The sequence below is a fragment of the Streptomyces sporangiiformans genome, assembly GCF_005768555.2.
In the GTDB taxonomy this organism is placed as follows: Bacteria; Actinomycetota; Actinomycetes; order Streptomycetales; family Streptomycetaceae; genus Streptomyces; species Streptomyces sporangiiformans.
Genome location: NZ_VCHX02000045.1, coordinates 1 through 19,297, shown reverse-complemented (window position 1 = coordinate 19,297; position 19,297 = coordinate 1). Strand labels below are relative to the sequence as shown.

Below are 19,297 nucleotides of genomic sequence, written 5' to 3'. Positions count from 1 at the left end.
GCCCGCCGCGCAAGCCCCTGCGCGGCGGGCGGCCCCCTCGGCACCAACAGCCCTACGCCATCAGGCGGGTACCGCGGCGGCCCGCTGCCTCTCCCGCTGCCCCGCCCAGCGCTCCAGCAGGTCGGCGGCGCGCAGGGCGCCCCCGGCTCCTCGTACGGCGGTACGCATCCGGTCCAGGCAGCCGGGGGTCGCCGGGTCGGCCAGCAGTTCCGCGACGGTGTCGGCGAGGAGGCTCGCGGTGACACCGTCACGGGGTAGTGTCCGCCCGACGCCGCACTCCTCCAACCGCTGTGCGCTGAGGGAGAGTTCGTGGGCCCGGGGTGCCGCCACCACGGGCACGCCGTAGTACAGCGCCTCCATCAGACTGCACATCCCGGCGTGGCAGACGACGACGTCGGCGTGCGGCAGGACGGCCGTGTGGGGCAGCCAGTCGTGCACCTCCACATGCTCGGGCACCGGCTCCAGGAGCGAGCGGTCGGCGCCGCGTCCGAGCGTCATCACCACATGCCAGTCATCGGCGTCGAACGCCTCGCCGCAGGCTCGGAAGAACCCGCTCCACCCGCTCCACCCGTGCGACTCCGTGCCGAGGGAGACCAGGGCGACCCGCCGTCCGTCGCGCGGCGCCGTCCACACACCGGGGTCGGCCTCGGTGACGACGGGTCCGACGAAGGCGTACCGGTCGTCGAAGGTGTCGCCTTCGACCTGGAACTCGCGCGGCAGGAAGGCGAGGTTGCGCTCGTCCCACTCGGCGCAGAAGCGGCCCATCTCGTCGAGGCCGATGCCGTGTGCGCCCATGAACTCGATGAGGGCGGCCGCCCCTTCCCGCATGAGCGCGTTGTCGGCGTCCCACAGCCGGGCGCGCAGGGGGAAGGCCTCATTGGCCGCATGGCTCGGACCGAACTGCACCGGCACCGCCCCCAGCAGCCGGGCGGCCACCCGTGCGGGAGCCATCGTCTCGAAGTCGTAGAGCACCAGGTCCGGCGGATCCTGCGCGAAGGCGGACTTCGCCAGCGGGAACACCGTCTCGATGGTGTCGCGGAGCAAGTCGACGCCGTCGGCGGCCAGTTGGTCCGGGGTCGGGTCGGCGGCCCGGTAGAACGCGCCGCGTGCCGAGGCGTAGGTGACGGCGCGGGCGCCGGTCGCCTCCACGACCGGCGCGAACCGTTCGTCGACGACGTACGTCACCCGGTGCCCCCGCGCGATCAGCTCTCGGGCGGGGCCGAGCGTCGGGCTGATGTGGCCGAAGTCCGCGAAGGCGAAGACGGCGAAGTGGGACGGGGCCGGCTCGGTGCGACGGGGCATGGGCTTCCTTTGGTCCGGCGTCGGCTTGGGAGGGGTACTGCGGTGCGCGAGTCGGGACGGGTACGGCGGTACGCGAGTTGGGACAGGTACGGCGGTACGCGAGCGGGGTCAGCGGCCGGCCCGCAGCGCCGCGTAGTGGGCCAGGCAGGCCTCGTAGGTCGGCAGCAGTCCGCCTTCGCGCGCCGCCGCGACCGAGACGGCCTTGGCGTCCTTCTCCGACATCACCGGGGTCTCGGACAGCTTCCAGGGCAGGCTCAGCTCGGCGTCGAAGGGGTCGATGTCCAGCTGCGTTCCGGGTACGAACTCCGTGGTGCACCCATAGGACACACAGGTGTCGTCGGTCAGTGCGAGGAAGCCGTGGACCAGGCCCTCGGCGACGAAAACGGTGTCCCCCGACTCGGCGTCCAGCCAGTTGGCCTCGTGCACTCCGAACGTGGGCGAGCCGACGCGCAGGTCGACCACGATGTCGAGGACCGCTCCGCGGACCACGCAGACGAGCTTGGCCTGCCCCGGAGGCAGCAAAGTCCCATGGAGCCCGCGCAGCGTGCTTCTGCGGGAGACCGAGTAGTTCACCTGCGCCACCGGGACGGGTCGCCCGATCTCAGCGGCCAGCTTGTCGTGGCGGAACGACTCGTAGAAGTTTCCGCGCAGATCCTCGAACTTGTGGGGGGTGATGCGGAACGCGTCCGGCACAGCCATCTCTCGAACGTTCATGGTGACAGCGACGATATGGCGCGCTGATCGAGAGCCGGTGAAGGGCCGGTCGAGGCCGGATCGAGTCGATCCCTCCTTCAGACATCCTCGACCGCGAGGTGGCAGGATCGTACGTCGTTGCATCTGACCAGGAGGAGGTCGGCATGACGGGGGCCGGTACGCGGGGAACGCTGGGCCGACAGGACGGAAAGTCCGGCCGGGTGGTCGTCCTCGGAGCGACCGGGTTCGTCGGCCGGCATGCGAGCGCCGCCCTGGAGGCCGCCGGGCACGAGGTGTTGGCGGTCTCGCGGCAGCCGGGCAAGATCTCCGCCTCCTGCCGGTTCCACCCCATGGACCTGGTCGCCGACGGGCCGCGGGCGCTGGCGGAGCTGATCGACGAGGAGCGCCCGGCGATGGTGGTCAACGCGGCGGGTGTCGCCTGGACATCGTCGGAGACACAGCTGCACCAGGGCAACCAGCTGCTGGTGGACCGGCTCCTGTCGGCGCTCGGCACGGCCTCCTGGCGCCCGCGGCTGATCCATCTCGGGACGGTGCACGAGTACGAGCCGCAGGCCTTGGGCGCTGCCCTGGTCGAGGACTCACCCACCCGGCCTGTGACGCCCTACGGGCGGTCGAAACTCCTCGGTACGCAGGCGGTGCTGGAGTCGGCGAGGCAGGGCCGCGTGGACGCGCTGGTGCTGCGCGTGTCGAACATGGTCGGCGCCGGCATTCCGCCGGGCAGCCTGCTGGGCCGTATCGCTCAGCAACTGCATGCCGGTCGCGGCGCACGGGAGCCCGTGGAGATCCGGATCCCACCGCTGCGCGGCAGCCGGGACTTCGTGGACGCCGAGGACGCGTCCGAGGCGATCGTCGCCGCCGTGGCCGCGCCGGAGGTCACGGGCCGGGTCGTCAACATCGGCAGCGGCGAGTCGGTCCAGGTGCGCGCCATGGTGGATCTCCTGGTCACCGCGAGCGGCAGGGCGGCGCGCCTGCGGGAGGAGCCGGGCGGCGCCGTCGGGACGACCACCGACGCCGACGTGATGCGCATCGACATCACCGCCGCCCACGAGCTGCTGGGCTGGTCACCGCGGCGACGGCCGGAACAATCGATGCGGGACCTGTGGCAGTCGGTGGGCGGCGGCGCGTTCAGCCGGGGAGCAGGCTGAGGTCGGCGGTCGTCACCCGGTCCGTCAGGACGTGCTGGCGGATCTGCTGGAGCCCCGGGGACGGGTCGAGCCCGAGCTCCTCGCGCAGCACCTTCCGCAGCCGCTGGTAGACCTGGAGCGCCTCACTGCGCCGTCCGCAGCTCTGGAGAGCGATGATCAGGCTGCCGTGGAACCACTCGTGCAGCGGGTGGACGCAGGCCAGCTCCTTGAGCTCGCCGACCAGTTGCCGGTGCCGGCCGACGCGCAGCCCGGCGCCGATGCGCAGTTCCATGGCGTGCAGATGCCGTTCCTCCATGCGCATCGCGTAGGCCTGAAGGAACGGGCCCTGCGCCACGTCTGCGAAGGGTGGTCCGCTCCACAGGGCCAGTGCGTCGGTGAGCAGATCCGCTGCCAGGCGCGGGTCGCCCTCGTCCAGCGCGGCCCGCCCTCGCTCCGTCAGGTCCTCGAACCTCTCGGCGTCGCACTCCCCCGGGGCCACGCGCAGCAGGTAGCCGGTGGCTCCGGTCACCACGGGCCCCGTGCCGGCGGCCGTCTCACTGTCCGTCTGCAGCAGCTTGCGCAGCTGGTAGACGTACGTCTGGACCGTGGCGGTGGCGCTGCGCGGCGGACTTCCCTCCCACAGCTCGGCGATGATGGCGGGGACCGGCACCATGGTGTTGCGCCGGGCGAGCAGGAGGGCGAGGACCTGCCGCACCTTCGGCGCCGTCGGGGTCACTGGTCCGTGGCCCGCGGTCACCTCCAGGAGGCCCAGCGTGCGGCACTTCAGCATGCCACGGCCCCGGTCGTGCCGGTCCGTGCGGCGGGCACGGCGAGCGCCGGCCCCGCTTTGAGCGGCTCCCACCAGTCGCGGTTGTCCCGGTACCAGTCGACGGTCTCCGCGAGCCCTTCGGTGAAGTCCTTCTGAGGCTTGTAGCCCAGCTCGACGTGCGCCTTGCTCCAGTCCACCGAGTAACGGCGGTCGTGGCCCTTGCGGTCGGCGACGTACTCGACGGCGTCCCATGATGCGCCGCACGTCTGGAGGAGCAGCGCGGTGAGATCGGTGTTGCTGAGCTCGGTGCCGCCGCCGATGTTGTAGACCTCGCCGGCCCGGCCCTTGGTTCGCACGAGTTCGATGCCGCGGACATGGTCGTCGATGTGCAGCCAGTCTCGGATGTGGAGCCCGTCGCCGTAGAGCGGGACTTTCCTGCCGTCCAGCAGGTTGGTGACGAACAGCGGGATGATCTTCTCGGGGAACTGGTGGTGCCCGTAGTTGTTCGAGCATCGGGTCACCCGGACGTCCAGGCCGTGGGAGCGGTGGTAGGCGAGGGCGATCAGGTCGCTCGACGCCTTCGAGGCGGAGTACGGGGAGTTGGGGTTCAGGGGCTGCTCCTCCGAGGAGGAACCGGCCGGAATGGAGCCGTAGACCTCGTCTGTGGAGACATGCACGAAGGTCTGGGTGCCGTGCCGCAGTGCGGCGTCCAGCAGCACATGGGTGCCGAGGACGTTGGTGGTCACGAACTCGGCGGAACTCGCCAGTGAGCGGTCCACGTGCGACTCGGCAGCGAAGTGGACCACGTGGTCGTGCTCGGCGACTAGCCGGTCGACCGTGTCCGGGTCGCGGATGTCACCGACGACGAGCCGGAAACGGGGTGAGTCGCTGACCTCGTCGAGGCTCGCGGGACTGGCGGCGTAGGTGAAGGCGTCCAGGACGGTCACGGAGACGTCGTCGGGGCCGAAGGGCCCGAGCAGCGTACGGACGTAGTGGGAGCCGATGAAGCCGGCACCGCCGGTCACCAGGATGCGTGTCTGACTCATCGGGGGTTCGGCGCCTGGCGGCCCGGTACGAGCCGGTGGCGGGCGCCGTCCTCCTTTCCTCTCATGGGTGGCGTGTGCGGCGGTGGGGAGGAGCGGGGGCGCTCACCGGGACGCCACCAACCGCTCCAGCTGGCCGACCATGGCGTGGGGGGTCGGCATGGCCGCCGACTCGTCGCGCAGGCGCCGTGCGGCGTCGGCGATGGCGGGCTCGTCCAGGAGCCTGCGGGTGTGCGCCAGGACCTGATCGGCGTGAGCCTCGCGGTGGTATACGAAGAAGCCGGCGCCGGCGCGCTCCAGGTACCGTCCCCGCAGCTCGTGGTCGGCGACGTAGGTCGAGAGTATGAGTTGCGGGACGCCGTTGACGAGTGCGGTGGAGAAGGTGCCGAAGCCGCCGTGGTTGATCACGGCCGAGCAGCTGGGCAGCAGAGAGCTGAGGGCGACGTTGTCCACGGCCCGCGCGTTGGACGGGAGGTGGCCGAGCTGTTCGCACTGCTCGGGCATGAGCGCGGCGACCACCTCGACGTCGAGGTCGGCGAGGACTTCGAGGATGTCGGGCGCGGACACGTAGTCCCCGCCGTACGCCTCTGTGTTCATCCGGCCGAGCGTGAGGCAGACGCGCGGACGCTTGGGCGGCTCACGCAGCCAGTCCCACTGGACCGCGGCGCCGTTGTAGGGCTGGAAGCGCATCGAGAGCTGCCGCAGCGTGCTGGGCGGGCGCTGGCTGGGCGGCAGCGTGTCGATGGTGTAGTGGCCGTTGAGCAGTTCCTCGTCGCAGACGACTCCGTAGGGTCGGGCGCGTTCGTCGATCCACTCGGCGAGCGGGTCGACGCGCTCCTCCTCGGGTATGTCCTGGGCCAACTCGACGAAGGTGCGCCGGGCTTGGCCGTACACATCGGCGCACCACAGCAGCCGGACGTCCACCGCACCGCTGACGCGCGCGGCGACGGCCCCGGCATAGGAAAGGGGGTCGCGGATGACGAGGTCGGGCCGCCACTGCCTCGCCAGGGCCACCATGCCGTCGAAAACGGGGTCGTTGTAGCGGGCGAAGCCCCACGGCACGCTGATCTCGTAGCGGCGGCGCAGGGCGGGCCAGTCGGTCTCCTCCGGGAAGAGCCGGCTCCAGTTGGCCTCCTCGGCGTCCTGGGAGTCACGGGAGGCCGCCATGTCGCGGTATATGTCGGGGTCTTGGCCCACGGGGGCGGCCACCAGGCCCACGCCGGTGATGGCCGGGGTGAGTGACGGGGAGTTGGCCACCAGTACCTCGTGCCCGGCCGTGGTCAGTGCCCAGGCCAACGGCACCATGGAGTTCAGATGCGACTTCTCCGACAGACCGGCGAACAGAACGCGCATGGCTTCCTCTCACTCCCCGGGTATTCCGCGGTCGTGCCGCGCGGTTGGTGGTGTCCGACGGTCCGTCACGTCTGCCATGTCCGCCACGTCCGTCACGTCCGTCACGTCCGCGAGAAGGCGGATGGCGCTCAGCGGACAGGTGTCACGTGCCTCCAGCACGGCGTCGAGGCGGCTGCGATCCGGCCGCTCGACCAGCAGGAGGGCTCGCCCGTCCTGCTCGTGCTGATCGAAGACCTCGGGCGCGGCCAGCACGCACTGACCGGCACCCATGCACTTGTCGCGGTCGATCACGATCTCCATACGGGGCCTCTGCGTCATCCGAACGGTGAGGCGCCCATCTTGCGACGCGCCGGGCCGGGTTCAGGAGCGCGGCCACAGCTGTCTGGGGTTTCCTCCAGAGATTCCCCACGGGTACGTGAGGGCCGGTCCCCGCACCGGGCCGGCCGTAACTCGGTGAATCCCTAGAGTGTGCCGGTGCGGCTCGCCATGCGCCTTCGGGCCGTGCTGAGGTGAGGGCGTTCGGACCGGCACATTCCCGGCTCTGCGACACGCGTCGCGTGCTGGTCCCGTCGGCCCGCAGAAAGGGGAACCACCAGTGGCGCAGCATGGCAGCCCGAACCTCCTCCACGCAGTGCCCGGGATACCCGGTCCCGAGATCGGCAGGCCGCCGACGGTGGAGCCGGACGGCGGGGCCACACTGCTGGGCTGGCTGGCCAGGATGCGGGACGAGTGTCCCGTCTGGCGGGACGACAAGGATCAGGTCCACATCTTCCGGCACGAGGACATCCAGCGCGTCCTCTCCGATCACGCGGCCTTCTCGTCGGACACGGTCGGACGGATGTCGGGCGGTGAACGGCAGGCACCACGCGGGACCCTCCTGCTGCTCGACCCTCCGTTGCACGGCAAGATGCGCCGTCAGATCAGCCGCGTCTTCACCCCCGGACTGATCGCCGGGCTGGAGCCGTGGATCACCGAGCTGACGGGACAACTCCTGGACGCCGTCGGCACCGACCGCTTCGACCTCGTGGACGCCCTCGCCAACCCGCTGCCGGTCACGGTGATCGCCGGCATGCTCGGCGTACCGGTGACCGACCGGGAGCTGTTCCAGGCGTGGGCGGATCAGCTGCTGTCCACCGACCCGGAGGACCCGGAGAGCGTACGGCGCACGGAGGAGACCGCCGTCACCATCTCCTCGTACCTCCAGGAGTTCATCGACGAACGCCGCAGGGAGCCCAAGGACGATCTGGTCGGCACCCTGGCGGCGGCCGAGATGGACGGAGCCCGTCTGACCGACGAGGACATCTCCAGCTTCAGCACGCTGCTGCTGCTCGCCGGGCACATCACCACCGCGGTGCTGGTGGGCAATGCGGTGATGTGCCTGGACCGCGAACCGGAACTGTTCCAGCGGGTCCGTAAGGACAGGTCGCTGGTTCCGGCGGTCATCGAGGAGACGCTGCGGCTGCGCCCGCCGTTCACCAGGATCGAGCGCGTCACCACCCGGCAAACGGAGATCGCCGGGGAGAGCGTCGCCCCCGACACGCTGGTCCAGGTGTGGCTGTTGTCGGCCAACCACGACGAGCGGGTCTTCGAGGAGCCGACGGCGTGCCTGCTGGAGCGGTCCAACGCGCGCCAGGCGGCCTTCGGTCACGGTATCCACTACTGCATCGGCGCGGCTCTCGCCCGGCTGGAAGGGCGCGTGGTGCTCAACGCGCTGCTCGACCGGTTCACCCAGATACAGGTCGACCCCGACGCCCATCTGGCCTTCCACGGCACCAACGTCTACGGCGCGCGCCACCTGCCGCTTCTCGTCCAGCGAGCCACGGAGTTCTCATGACATCCAGGCCCGAACCCCCCGTGATCCCCAGCGAACGCGGCAAGTGCCCGTTCGATCCCCCCTCGGAGTACGCCCGGCTGCGCGAGGAGGAACCGATCAGTCCGATCACCTTCCGCCTGGCGCCCAAGGACACCCAGGGCTGGCTGGTCACGAACCACCAGCACGTGCGTCAGATCCTGGCCGACGAACGCTTCAGCCACCGCAACGAGTTGCTGGCCACGGTCGCCGCACCCCCGTTCCCGATGACGGAGTACGCTCCCCAGCCGGCCGCGCCGGGGTTCTTCGCCAAGATGGACGGGGCGGACCACGCCAAGTACCGCCGGCTGCTGGCGGGTCACTTCACGGTCCGCCGTATTCAGCAGCACGAACCGGAACTGTCGCAGATCGTCGACGAGGCCCTCGACGAGATGGCGGCCTCGGGTTCGCCCGCCGATCTGCAGTCCTCGTTCTCCGAGGTGGTGGCCGCGCGATCGGTGTGCTCGCTGCTGGGAGTCGCCCCCGATCTCGTCTCGGACATGTCCGAGCACTTCGGCGCGATGATGACGCTCAGGTACACGTTGGAAGAGTTCATCCACCACATGGAGTCGATCGACGCCATCCTGCGGCCCATGGTCCAACAGCGGATGGCCGAGCCCGCGGACGACTTCTTCGGCCGGCTCGTCGCCACGGGGGAACTGACGGAGGAGGAACTCGTCAATCTCGCGGTGCTGACCGTGGGAGGCTCTCTGGACACCACCCCGAACATGCTGTCTCTCGGTACGTTCGCGCTGCTGGAACACCCCGACGAGCTGGCGCAGTTGCGTGCCCGCCCCGAGCTGTACGACACAGCGGTGGACGAGCTGCTGCGTTATCTGACGATCTCCCAGCTGGGATCGAGCCGTTGCGCGCTCGAGGACGTCGAGATCGGCGGCCGCACCATCAAGGCGGGCCAGACGGTGGTGCTTTCGCTTCCCGCCGCCAACCGGGACCCGGACGTCTTCGCCGACCCGGACCGGCTGGACGTCACCCGGTTGCCCCGCAAGCACTTGGCGCTCGGCTTCGGGGAACACCAGTGCCTGGGACAGCACTTGGCCCGCGCGACCCTGCGGATCGGACTGCGGAGGCTGTTCGAGAGGTTTCCCGCGCTGCGGCTTGCCCAGCCGGCGGACCAGGTCCCCCTGCGCGACCGCGCCATGCACTTCGGAGTCGACCGGCTCCTCGTCGACTGGGACTGAGCCCGGTCCGGCGGATCGGAGGCGGACCCCGCCCCTGATCCGCCGGACAGGCCCTGGGGCTCATCCGACCGTGGTCCGCCGGACCGGGACAAAAAAAGCCTTCATGCCTGAATGCCGCTCTCGAACACGTGGAAGAATATGCGGCAGCCGTGAATGTTTTGTTGAGGAAGCACGTGACAGGGTGAAAATCGTCCACACGTGGAAGGCGCTCAGTCCGCACACCGTCGACCAGTGGTCGGGCGCGCCGCCTGTACGCCGGTCTCGGTGTGTGAACAGTCCCGCACAGCTGAGGGATTCGAAATGCTAGGTGCTCCTCATCCTTCTCGCGACAGGGAAGCCGCCGGGCGACACGGGTATCCGGTACTCGTCGAACGCGACCGCGAAGTGGCTGTCCTGGCGGGGCTCGGCCGTGAGGTCGCGGCCGGCATACCGGGCCTCGTCCTCGTGGAGGGCCCGGTCGGCATCGGGAAGAGCGCGCTGCTCGACAGGCTGGCCGCCGAGGCGCGTGATGCGGGTACCCAAGTCCTCAAGGCCCGGTGCACGCCACTGGAACTCGACCTGCCCTTCGGCGCGGTGCGCCAGCTGTTCGGAGGCTCTCTGTCGGGACCGGGACGGCTCGTGCCGGGCGACACACCGCCCGACTGGCATCGGCTCGGACTGGATCCCGACGCCCTGCCCGGCGGCGCCGACCAGGCCGCCGACGTGCCGCACGGCACGCTGCTCACGCTGTACCACTCCCTCTGCCGCATGGCGATGGACCATCCGCTGACCGTCATCGTGGACGACGCCCATCACGCCGATCCCGCCTCAGTGCGTTTCCTGTCGTGCCTCGCCCGGCGGCTGCGCGGAGTTCCGGTGCTCCTGGCACTCTCCCGACGCACGGACACCGGCGCGCACACCCCTCAACTGGACGAGATCGCCGCCCAACCCCTGTGTTACAGCCTTCGTCCCCGCCTGCTCAGCGACGACGGCGTCGCCCAACTCGCCCGGCACATGACCGGCAGTGGCGACGACAAGGAGATCCCAGCCGACTGTCTGGCCGTGGCCGGCGGCAACCCCCTTCTGGTCACGACCCTGGTCACTGCCCTCGGGCCCGGGGACTGGCCGTCGGCCACCGCCGGTCCGTCCGACATGAACGGCCGGCATGTCGCCGTGCTGCGCGAGCAGGTGCTGCGGTTGCTGCGCCGGCAGTCGGCGACGACGTACGCCGCGGTGCAGGCGATGGCCGTACTCGGTGAGGGGGCGCCTCCGCAGACGTACGCGCGGCTGGCCCGCCTGGACACCCCTGTGTTCGTCCAGGCCGTCCTCACCCTGGGTTCCTCCGGCCTGGTGTCCGCCACGCCGGACGGGAGGAACTGGTCGTTCACCCACCGTCTGGTGCGGGACGCCGTCCTGTCGGACATCCCACCCGAGCAGCGCTCGGAGAGGCACCGCCACTCCGCACGGCTGCTGCTCGACAACGGAGCGTCCGCGAAGCGGGTCGCCGAGCATCTGCGCATGGCACCGGCCCCGGTCACCGACAGCTGGCTGGTCGCCGTACTGCGCGAGGCCTCCCGGGAAGCGCTCCTGCACAACGACCCCCGGCGTGCGATCGACCTCCTGAAGCTGTGTCTGTCCGAGGATCCCGACCCCGCTGCCGATGCGGAGGTCCTGTTCGAACTGGGCATGGCGGAGGCCGGGGTGGACGTCCATTCCAGCATCCGTCATCTGCGGCTGGCCGCGGACCACTTGAAGGATCCGCACCTGCGGCTCACCGCACTCACCAGTGTGGCCGACGGGATGTTGCGCGCCTACCGGGCACCGCGGACCCTGCGTTCGCAGACCGTGCCCAGACATCACGCGGTCGACGACAGCGACGAACCAGCGATGCTGAGAGAGGCCCTGAGGCTGCTGGACTCGACCACAGAGCCCCATTCCTTGCGCGCCGAGGCCGACAACGGCCACTCCCTCGACCTGCCGGGCGACACCCCGGGTGAGCGCGCCGTACTCGCCATGCGGGCGGCCATCGCGGTGGCATGGGCGAGACGGATCCCCGAGGCAAGGGCGGCGGCACGACGAGTGATCACTCGCGGCATGCCGGCGTGCGACTCACCCACCTTCATGCTTTCCGCCGCGACGACACTGCTGTTCGCGGACCGGCCGGAAGAGGCGGAACCGGTTTTCTCCCAGGTCAGGGATGCCTCCTCGCATCCCGACGGGCCCTCGCAAGCGGCCGGCATGTACGCGGAAGCCAGTCGACGGCTGGGAGCCTTCGGGGAGGCGCTCGCCACCACCGGCATGATCCTGGACCCCGCACCACGGGAGCATGCCCAGCAGCTCACGGCGCTGCCCGCCGCCGTCCGCGTCCACACGCTCCTGGACCAGGGAGACGTCGCCGGTGCGGCCGCGACAGCGGTCCATGCCGTCCCGCTGCCAGGCATGCACACCTGGCAGTGGGACGAGTACCTGTGCGCCCAAGGACGACTGGATCTGGAGCAAGGCGATCCGGAAGCGGCGCTCAGGGACCTGCTCGCCTGCGGAAGGAGCAGGCGGCAATGGGGAAGCAACCCGGCGGCGTCGTCCTGGTGGTTCTGGGCGGGCAAAGCGCACCTGGCACGCGGCGACACCTTACGAGCCCGCGACCACGCCGAGGAGGCGGTCGCTGTCGCCCGGGCCGCCGATCTGCCGTGCGCGCTGGGCATGGGATTGGAGCTGTTGGCCGCCTCGCACGACGACCGCGGCGCCGAACTGCCCCTCCTCGAAGAGGCGGTGGCGGCGCTCGAGTCGAGCGCGGCGCCCCTGGAGCGCGCCCGGGTGCGCGTGGCGTACGGGATCGCGCTGCACACCGCGGGCCATACGAAGGACGCCCGGAGTGTGCTGCGGCGGGCTCTTGAAACGGCGTACGAGCTCGGAGCCCGCGGGCTGTACCAGCAGGCGCACCAAGCGCTGCTGGCCACCGGCGCACGCCCGCGGCGCCCGATGATGAGCGGACTGGGTTCGCTCACTCCCAGCGAGCTGCAGGTGGCACGACAGGCCGCGGCAGGCCTCAGCAACCTGGAGATCGCCGAACTGCTCTTCGTCACCCAGCGCACGGTTGAGCTGCATCTGACATCGGTGTACCGCAAGCTCGGCCTCTCCGGGCGGCGCCAGTTGGACACCGCCTTGGAGGGAGCGCGCGCGGAAAGGATCACTCGACACGGTCGAGGCGGGGCCGCCGGTGCGGCCGGAGCAGGGGCCGCATCGGAGCCGAGGCGGTAGCCCCTCGTGTCCGGCAGCCTTCGACAGCGACGCTCAAGGGGGTCGCATGCCAGCGCACGGGCCCGTAACGCGCTGGTCATAGCCGTGCAACACGACTCATGGACCGGCGCAGCGGCCTTCACTGAGCGCCTTGCGGCCTCAGTCCCATGGCACATACATTCCGGACCCATGAACGCCTGCACCCTGTACGCCATACCCTGCTCAGGGACCAGGCGTCCGACGCGATGCGCCACGGGCTCACAAGCACTGTCCCGCCCACACCCACGTATCCCCCCTTGATCGCGGCACCGACGTCGAAGACGCCGCTTCGGCGAGGGTGGCAACCGCCGCCCGGCCGAGGCCGCAGGACCGGCTGATCGACCTCTGAGCCGTCGGTGACACACCACCGCTCCGTGTCACCGCGGGAACCCGGCGCACCCCCTCGCCGAACCGGCCGCCAGCCTTGAAGCCCCCCACCCGAACTGACCCCGGTAGGCTGCGTGTTCCCCCACACATACGCACAACGTCCCCTGCCCTGCGGCCCCGCCTCTGCTTCACGTCCCCTGGGGTCGCCCACACCGCCTCTCTGCGGCGCCTCGCTCCGGGTGCAGCACCCGGACCACGAATCCAGAATCGTGGAGCTCCGGCCACTGGCAACCGGTCCGCACCGGCGCCGAGCGGGGAACGCCCGATGACAGGCCGGAACAGCAACGCATCGCACCACCGAGCGCGCCTCACTGCCACCACGCCCTCGCTCGATGGCCGCGCCGACACGAAGAGGCACCGAGCGGGGTTGGCGGAACGGGAGACAGAGCTCACCTCGGTGACCGCTGCCCTGCGCACCGCCGCGGAAGGCCACGGATCGGTGGTTGTCGTCCAAGGCCCGCTGGGCGTGGGCAAGTCGGCACTGCTCGGCGCCGTCAGCGGGCTCGGCGCCCCGTCGGACATCCTGACCTTGCGCGCCCAGGCGGCGGCCGCGGAACACGACTTCTCCTTCGGCGTGGTGCGGCAGCTCATCGAGCCCGCCCTGGGCTTCCCTCGCTCGACGCGGACCATTCACGGCTTCGATGGTGACGCCGCCGACGCGGGGCTGGTCCTGTCCGCCGAAGCACTCGGCGACCAGGCGTCAACCTGGCCCGAGGAGAAACTGAAGAGGGCACTGTCGGGCCTGGTGGCCCTGGTGGGCGACATGAGCCGGGACCGTACGACGCTCCTCCTCGTCGACGACCTGCACTGGGCCGACGTGGAATCGCTGCAGATGCTCTGCCGCCTGGCCCGTACCGTGCCCAACCAGCGCATCCTGCTGGTGTGCACCCTGCTCACCGGCGACGTCGGGGCGGAACAGCCGCTGGTGCGGGAACTGCTGTCCCTCGCGGAGCACACACTGGGTCCGGCGAACCTGAGGTTGGACAGCACACGGTTCGTCGTGGAGGAACACTACGGCACTTCGGCCGACGAGGAGTTCGTGCGCGCCTGCCATGAAAGGTCGGGCGGCAACCCGCTGTTCCTCCGCTCGATTCTGACGGAGGCTCAGCACCACGACCTGAAGCCGGTCACGGCGCACGCCGCGGACGCGTCCGTCCTGCGTCCCTCGCTGCTGCAACGGCGGCTGCTGGTGTTCCTGAAGTCCCTGCCCGATCCCGTACGCCGGTCGGCTTTCGCCATGACGGTTCTCGACGGGAACACCGACCCGTATCTGCTCATCCGCCTGACCGGGCTCGATCCCGTGCGACAGGCGGACTCACTGCGCGCGCTGAAAGACGTCGGGCTGATCGCCGACCCCCGCCGTCCGGTCTTCACGCACCCCGTCGTGCGGGACGCCGTCGAGGAATGCATGGAGTTGGAGGAGCGAACGGCCCTGCGCGTCATCGCCGCGAAACTCCTGCATCAGTCGGGCCATCCGATCGAGCAGGCGGCGGAGCAACTGATGGCGGTCGCCACCCCGCAGGACCGGCGCGCGACCCGGATCCTGCGGGCGGCAGCGGTCATCGCGATGCGGCGCGGGGCACCTCGGGACGCCGCCGGCTACCTGCGCCGCGCCCTGCTGAACAACACGTCGGTCGGTCCCGAACGCGGCCGGCTCCTCATCGACCTGGCCGCCGCGGAACGCAGCTTTGCCACCGCCGCCTCAATGGGCCACCTCCTGGAGGCCGTTCCTCTGCTGGATTCCGTGCAGGAGCGGGCTGCGGCCGTGACCGATCTCATCGCTCCTGTACTGATGAATCCGGCCTCGTTCCAGGTGGAAGAGCTACTCCACCGCGTTGCGGCCGACTTGGCCCAGATCGGCTCGTCGAGCGCGACCGACCATGAGCTGGCGCTGCGCCTGGAGGCCCGGCAACGCTTCCTCCGCCGCTATGACCCCCTGGGCGTCAAGGACGCGATACAGCGTCTGGACTCCCTCGGTACGCGGCCGCTCATGAGGACGCGTGGCGGACGGGAACTCCTGGCCGTCCTGCTCGATGCCTCCGCCGCCGCCCATGCGGCATCCGCCGCGGAACTGGCACCACTGGCGACACAGCTGCTGCACTTCGAGCAACCGTCCCACGCGCATGTACACACCCCCCTTCCGCTCGCGGTGCATGTCCTGACCGCAGCGGAACAGACGGAGGTTGCCGCGTGGTGGCTGAACTCGGCATACCAAGTCGCGGTGAACCGCGGGGACAACGTCGAACTGGCTGTGATCCGCGCGGAACAGGCACTCGTCTCTCTCGCCCTGGGCGACGTGGCCGACGCCAAGACCAAGGTCCGTCAGGCCAAGGCGCTGGCTGGGGGCGGGCTGCACGGGCTCCCGGTCGCGTGCGTGACCCTGGTCGCCTTCGTGGCCCTGAAAACCTCCGAGCCGAAACTCGCCGAACGCATCCTCAGGAAGAGCCGGCTGGACATGGAACACCCCTGTCTCGCGGCGCAGAGCGCTGTAGCCCAGGGCAGTATCGCCGCTCGCATGGGCATGGCAGAGAGAAGCCTGGACCACTTCCTGAGGGCCGGGAACCTTCTGGCGCAGATGGGCTGGCGCAACCCCGCGTTCCTGCCCTGGGCCCGGTACGCCGCGCTCATACACCACCGCCTGGGCGACACCGCGAGGGCCACCGAACTGATTCTCAACGAGGTTGAGGCCGCACGCAGCTGGGGCGCCCCCGTAACGCTGGCCCAGACCCTCGCCGCACAGGGCCGGGTGACGGCCGGACGGGCCGGGATCGAACATCTGGAAGAATCCCTAGAGATCCTCGAAAAGTCCGGGAACCGTTACGAGTTGTGCAAGGTCCTGAATCTCCTCGGGCAACGCCTCGGCCCCAAGGACACGAAAGGCAGAGCTGCCCTTGTCCGGGCTCTCAAGCTGTCGAAGGAATACGACATCCCCTGGCTGACCGAGAAAATCCAGAGCGGGCTGGGAGCAAAGACCTCGATGGCGGATGCCGACAGTGCTCCGCTCACCCCGTCCGAGCGCAAGGTCGCCCGGCTTGCCGCATCCGGATTGAGCAACCAGGAGATAGCCGACGACTTGGCAATTTCACGTCGCATGATTGAACGCCATCTGACCAGTTCGTATCGCAAGCTCTCCATCGAGGGAAGGTCGGATCTGGCGGCAGCGCTCGGCATGGAAGGGGCCGACTCCGGCGCATGAGGTCCCGTACCCGTCGGTCGGCCGCCGGTCCGAGAAGGCCCCGGCCCAAGCATCCGGACCGTACTTTGCCCTGGTGACAGAGGCGACAGAGGCGGTAGTCCGGGGCCGCGATGCGGCGCGCCCCGGACTCCTTGCGAGGATGGGCCGACTGCGGACCGGTCGGCACATCGGTCTCGGCGTGCTCAGCGCCCACAATCCAAGTCCTCAGCCGAGTGAGATGGCCTCAGCCGAGTGAGCAAATTCGCCGCACGGGCCGTCCCCACGGCTTCCGCGGCCCACCAACCAACGCATGCGTACCCGCTGCGTCACTTTCCGCGAGGCAATACGCATCCTCGTTCGTGACCGCCTGGTCACATGCCTTGCAGATGCCTTGCCTGCCCCGCATCGCCCGCACTCCGGCGGACCGAACCACCGAACCACCGAACCACAGTGTTTTCTGCCTATGCAGGAGTTTGCTTGACCCATGTAAACGATCATTCCTAGGCTCCTGCTCAAACCTTCAAGGGCACGCCCTCCCCGCCCTGAAGGACCACCGCAACAAATAACACCCCGTCATCAGAACCTAACTTCCCGGCAATCCCCTGACGCTAGGGCTTCTTATGGCCTGACGGACACCCAAGCAACCCCCCATGTTTGTGCAACAGAAGAAAGACGGTACGTCTCAGATGACCAAGAACATGACCGGTGCCTCACTTGCCAGAGACAACGTGACCGTGTCGTCCCGCGCAACCGTCCCCGCTCATCCTATGGAAAGCCGGCTCAACGCCCGCGCGCGACGCCGCACCTGTACGGCGCACATCGACACCGAGCTCAATGTCACGGCCGCAGACTCCGACTTCTACCGCCAGTTCGGACGCAGCTCGGCCGACATCTGCGGGCGCAGCCTCTTCGACCTCCTGCATCCCAGCGCCCCGAGCGTCATGGGCCGGCACTTCAGGCGGCTCGCCGAAGGCCGCTGCAACCGATTCGTCGAACGCACAGTGGGCCTGTGCGCCCCTCATCGCGTGTTCTCCTGCGAGCTGACAGGCATAGCGGTTCACGACACCTCGGACCGCCTTGTAGGCATCGTCGTTCTCGTCCACCCGGACGAGGTTCCGGGCGACACCGCCGCGGAGGCGGTCAATCCCCGCGACGTGCTTCTCAGTAAACTCGACGCCCAGGTACTCGAAGGCGTCGCGAGCGGTGCCTCCACCGTGCAACTCGCCACACGGCTCTACCTCAGTCGGCAAGGTGTCGAGTACCACGTCGGACTGATGTTGCGGAAACTCAGGGCTCCCAACCGTGCGGCCCTCGTTGCCCGGGCCCACTCCCTGGGCATGCTGACCGTCGGCCACTGGCCGCCTCGGGTCCTGCCCGAGTTCGTCAAGTAGCGACGTCACGGCGGCAATCGACCGTTCAGCCACAGGGTTTGCCTGTGGGCCATGGCATCAACGGACGGGATTGCGCCCTCCATTCATCACTCTGCAGCTCCACTGACCGGGTTCGTCGACATACCACTGCCCGCACTGCCCGCACTGCCTTGGACGGGCCGGTGCGGGCAGTGGTGTTGGGCGACTTGCTCAGCCCGGTGAGGGCGACTCGCTCAGCCCGGTGAGGGCGGCCGGGAGTTCGTCGAGGGTGTGGATGACACGGATGCCGTCACCGATGGCTGTGCCGACGCTGGTGTTCGCCCGGTCGAGCCAGTAGGCGTGCAGCCCTGCTTCGTGGGCTCCCACGGCATCGAGGGTGTATTTGTCGCCGACGTAGGCCACTTCATGCGGCTGGAGGCCGATGGACGCGCAGCCGGCGAGGAAGATGCTCGGTGCGGGCTTGGCCTCGCCATGCTGGTCGGAGCACACCAGCCTGTCGCCGAAGTAGGGCAGGAGGCCGATGACGCCGAGCTTGTGGCGCTGGTGGTCGGCGGATGAGTTGGAGACGATTCCCAGGCGGTAGTCGGGTGCGAGTTCGCGGAGGACGGGCTCGGAGTCGGGGAATGCCGCCCAGGCGGCGTCGCGGTGGACCCGGTATCCGGCGAACCAGGCGGAGGCCTCCTGGTCCGACAGGCCGGTTTGCGTGATCTGCCCGATGTGGGAGAGGAATTCCCGGGTGCGTTCGCGCTGCTGCTCGGTGAAGGTGATCTCGCCGTTCAGGAAGCGGGCGTACTGCCTCTCCATGATGTCCCGCCAGAGTGCGACCGCCGTGGCGGGGTGGGGGAACTGCTCGAGCAGCCCTTCCGTCTGCAGATGGGCGAGCACGCCGGCTTCTTCCGAGGCCGAGTAGTCGAACAGGGTGTCGTCGACGTCGAAAAGCACACCCTGGATCGGCATGAGGTGGTCCCTTCCTGGTCCTGGTGTCGGGCTGGTCCGGCGTGCCGAGCGTCCCATGGCTTTGCACCAGGACTGATCCAACTGCCTGTTGATGAACAGGACTGATCCAACTGCCTTGTTGAACAGGACTAGTCCAACTGCCTGTTGATGAAGGCGAACAGCTCCTCGTCCGTGGCCTCGTCGAGCTGCTCGGTCACCGACTCCCTCGGTGCCCCGAGCGTCTCCTCCTCTCCCTCCACCGCAGCAAGCAGCCCCCGGAGCCGCGCCTTGAGGAGAGTCCGTACGCCGCCGTCCAGGTGCGCCTCCGTGACACTTGCCGCCATGCGATCCACGTCGACCAGAAGCTGAGCCGCAGTTCCCTCGCCGCCTCCGATCAACTCACTGGCCAGATACTCGGTGAGGGCTGCGGGGGTGGGGTGGTCGAAGACGAGGGTGCTCGGTAGCCGCAACCCGGTCTCCGCACTCAACTGGTTCCGCAACTCCACCGCGGTCAACGAGTCGAAGCCCATGTCACGAAACGCCCTGCCCGACTCCACACTCCACCCCCTGGCATGCCCCAACACCGCAGCCACCCGCTGCCCCACCAGATCCGCCACCACACGCCGCCGCTCCACCTCCGGCAACCCCGACAACCGCACCGCCCAACCCTCACCGACGTCCGAGGCCTCGGGAGCTGAGCCGTGGAGCGCCTGGGTGGCCTCTGGCAGTGCGGCCAGTAGCGGGCTGGGGCGGCTGGTGGTGAAGGTGGGGGCGAAGCGTTCCCAGTCGACGTCGGCGATGGTGACGGTGGTGTCGCCGAG

At 69.4% G+C, this 19,297-nt stretch carries 14 protein-coding genes; 6 read left to right on the top strand and 8 right to left on the bottom strand.

The genetic code is table 11. The features are described 5' to 3' along the window. Nucleotides 1-60 precede the first annotated feature (60 nt). Together FGD71_RS03545 and FGD71_RS03540 are read right to left on the bottom strand one after the other, a co-directional pair. Entirely contained in the window at nucleotides 61-1,302 is a 1,242-nt protein-coding gene (locus FGD71_RS03545) for a macrolide family glycosyltransferase (RefSeq protein ID WP_119098894.1), read from the bottom strand. A 108-nt stretch (nucleotides 1,303-1,410) separates the two neighbouring features. Next, nucleotides 1,411-2,016 carry a dTDP-4-dehydrorhamnose 3,5-epimerase family protein gene (locus FGD71_RS03540; RefSeq protein ID WP_119098893.1) on the bottom strand — a complete coding sequence of 202 codons (606 nt, stop codon included), beginning with the start codon at nucleotides 2,014-2,016 and terminating at the stop codon, nucleotides 1,411-1,413. Between the two features lie 143 nt (nucleotides 2,017-2,159). Between FGD71_RS03540 and FGD71_RS03535 the strand changes: the two genes are divergently transcribed. Beyond that, nucleotides 2,160-3,161: an NAD-dependent epimerase/dehydratase family protein gene (locus FGD71_RS03535; protein WP_119098892.1), complete on the top strand. Its 1,002-nt coding sequence runs from the start codon at nucleotides 2,160-2,162 to the stop codon at nucleotides 3,159-3,161. Here the strand turns inward: FGD71_RS03535 and FGD71_RS03530 are convergent. From FGD71_RS03530 to FGD71_RS49890, 4 genes are all read right to left on the bottom strand, one after another. Continuing rightward, complete coding sequence (locus FGD71_RS03530; RefSeq protein WP_119098891.1) at nucleotides 3,142-3,930, bottom strand: AfsR/SARP family transcriptional regulator; 789 nt, start codon at nucleotides 3,928-3,930, stop codon at nucleotides 3,142-3,144. The two genes, FGD71_RS03535 and FGD71_RS03530, sit on opposite strands and share 20 nt — an antisense overlap. After that, entirely contained in the window at nucleotides 3,924-4,955 is a 1,032-nt protein-coding gene (gene rfbB / locus FGD71_RS03525; protein ID WP_119098890.1) for a dTDP-glucose 4,6-dehydratase, read from the bottom strand. Before rfbB ends, FGD71_RS03530 begins: the two co-directional genes overlap by 7 nt. Nucleotides 4,956-5,057: 102 nt before the next feature. Then, a complete protein-coding gene (locus FGD71_RS03520) occupies nucleotides 5,058-6,305 on the bottom strand; it encodes an activator-dependent family glycosyltransferase (RefSeq protein WP_119098889.1) in 1,248 nt (415 codons plus the stop codon). Nucleotides 6,306-6,314: 9 nt separating this feature from the next. Then, nucleotides 6,315-6,623: a ferredoxin gene (locus tag FGD71_RS49890; RefSeq protein WP_338120034.1), complete on the bottom strand. Its 309-nt coding sequence runs from the start codon at nucleotides 6,621-6,623 to the stop codon at nucleotides 6,315-6,317. 313 nt (nucleotides 6,624-6,936) lie between these two features. Between FGD71_RS49890 and FGD71_RS03510 the strand changes: the two genes are divergently transcribed. From FGD71_RS03510 to FGD71_RS03490, 5 genes are all read left to right on the top strand, one after another. Next, on the top strand, nucleotides 6,937-8,139 hold the full coding sequence (locus FGD71_RS03510; protein ID WP_240436377.1) for a cytochrome P450: 1,203 nt from the start codon (nucleotides 6,937-6,939) through the stop codon (nucleotides 8,137-8,139). After that, nucleotides 8,136-9,353, top strand: coding sequence for a cytochrome P450 (locus FGD71_RS03505; RefSeq protein WP_119098887.1), 1,218 nt, complete (start codon nucleotides 8,136-8,138; stop codon nucleotides 9,351-9,353). Before FGD71_RS03510 ends, FGD71_RS03505 begins: the two co-directional genes overlap by 4 nt. 300 nt (nucleotides 9,354-9,653) lie before the next feature. Further along, a complete protein-coding gene (locus FGD71_RS03500; RefSeq protein WP_119098886.1) occupies nucleotides 9,654-12,590 on the top strand; it encodes an ATP-binding protein in 2,937 nt (978 codons plus the stop codon). Nucleotides 12,591-13,260: 670 nt separating this feature from the next. Beyond that, complete coding sequence (locus FGD71_RS03495) at nucleotides 13,261-16,191, top strand: ATP-binding protein (RefSeq protein ID WP_119098885.1); 2,931 nt, start codon at nucleotides 13,261-13,263, stop codon at nucleotides 16,189-16,191. 746 nt (nucleotides 16,192-16,937) lie between these two features. After that, nucleotides 16,938-17,561 carry a helix-turn-helix transcriptional regulator gene (locus tag FGD71_RS03490; protein ID WP_119098884.1) on the top strand — a complete coding sequence of 208 codons (624 nt, stop codon included), beginning with the start codon at nucleotides 16,938-16,940 and terminating at the stop codon, nucleotides 17,559-17,561. Between the two features lie 189 nt (nucleotides 17,562-17,750). Here the strand turns inward: FGD71_RS03490 and FGD71_RS03485 are convergent, their stop codons facing one another. Together FGD71_RS03485 and FGD71_RS03480 are read right to left on the bottom strand one after the other, a co-directional pair. Then, nucleotides 17,751-18,497 carry an HAD family hydrolase gene (locus tag FGD71_RS03485; RefSeq protein WP_119098883.1) on the bottom strand — a complete coding sequence of 249 codons (747 nt, stop codon included), beginning with the start codon at nucleotides 18,495-18,497 and terminating at the stop codon, nucleotides 17,751-17,753. Nucleotides 18,498-18,625: 128 nt separating this feature from the next. Then, on the bottom strand, nucleotides 18,626-19,297 hold a 672-nt coding region (locus tag FGD71_RS03480), incomplete at its 5' end, for a phosphopantetheine-binding protein (RefSeq protein WP_240436376.1).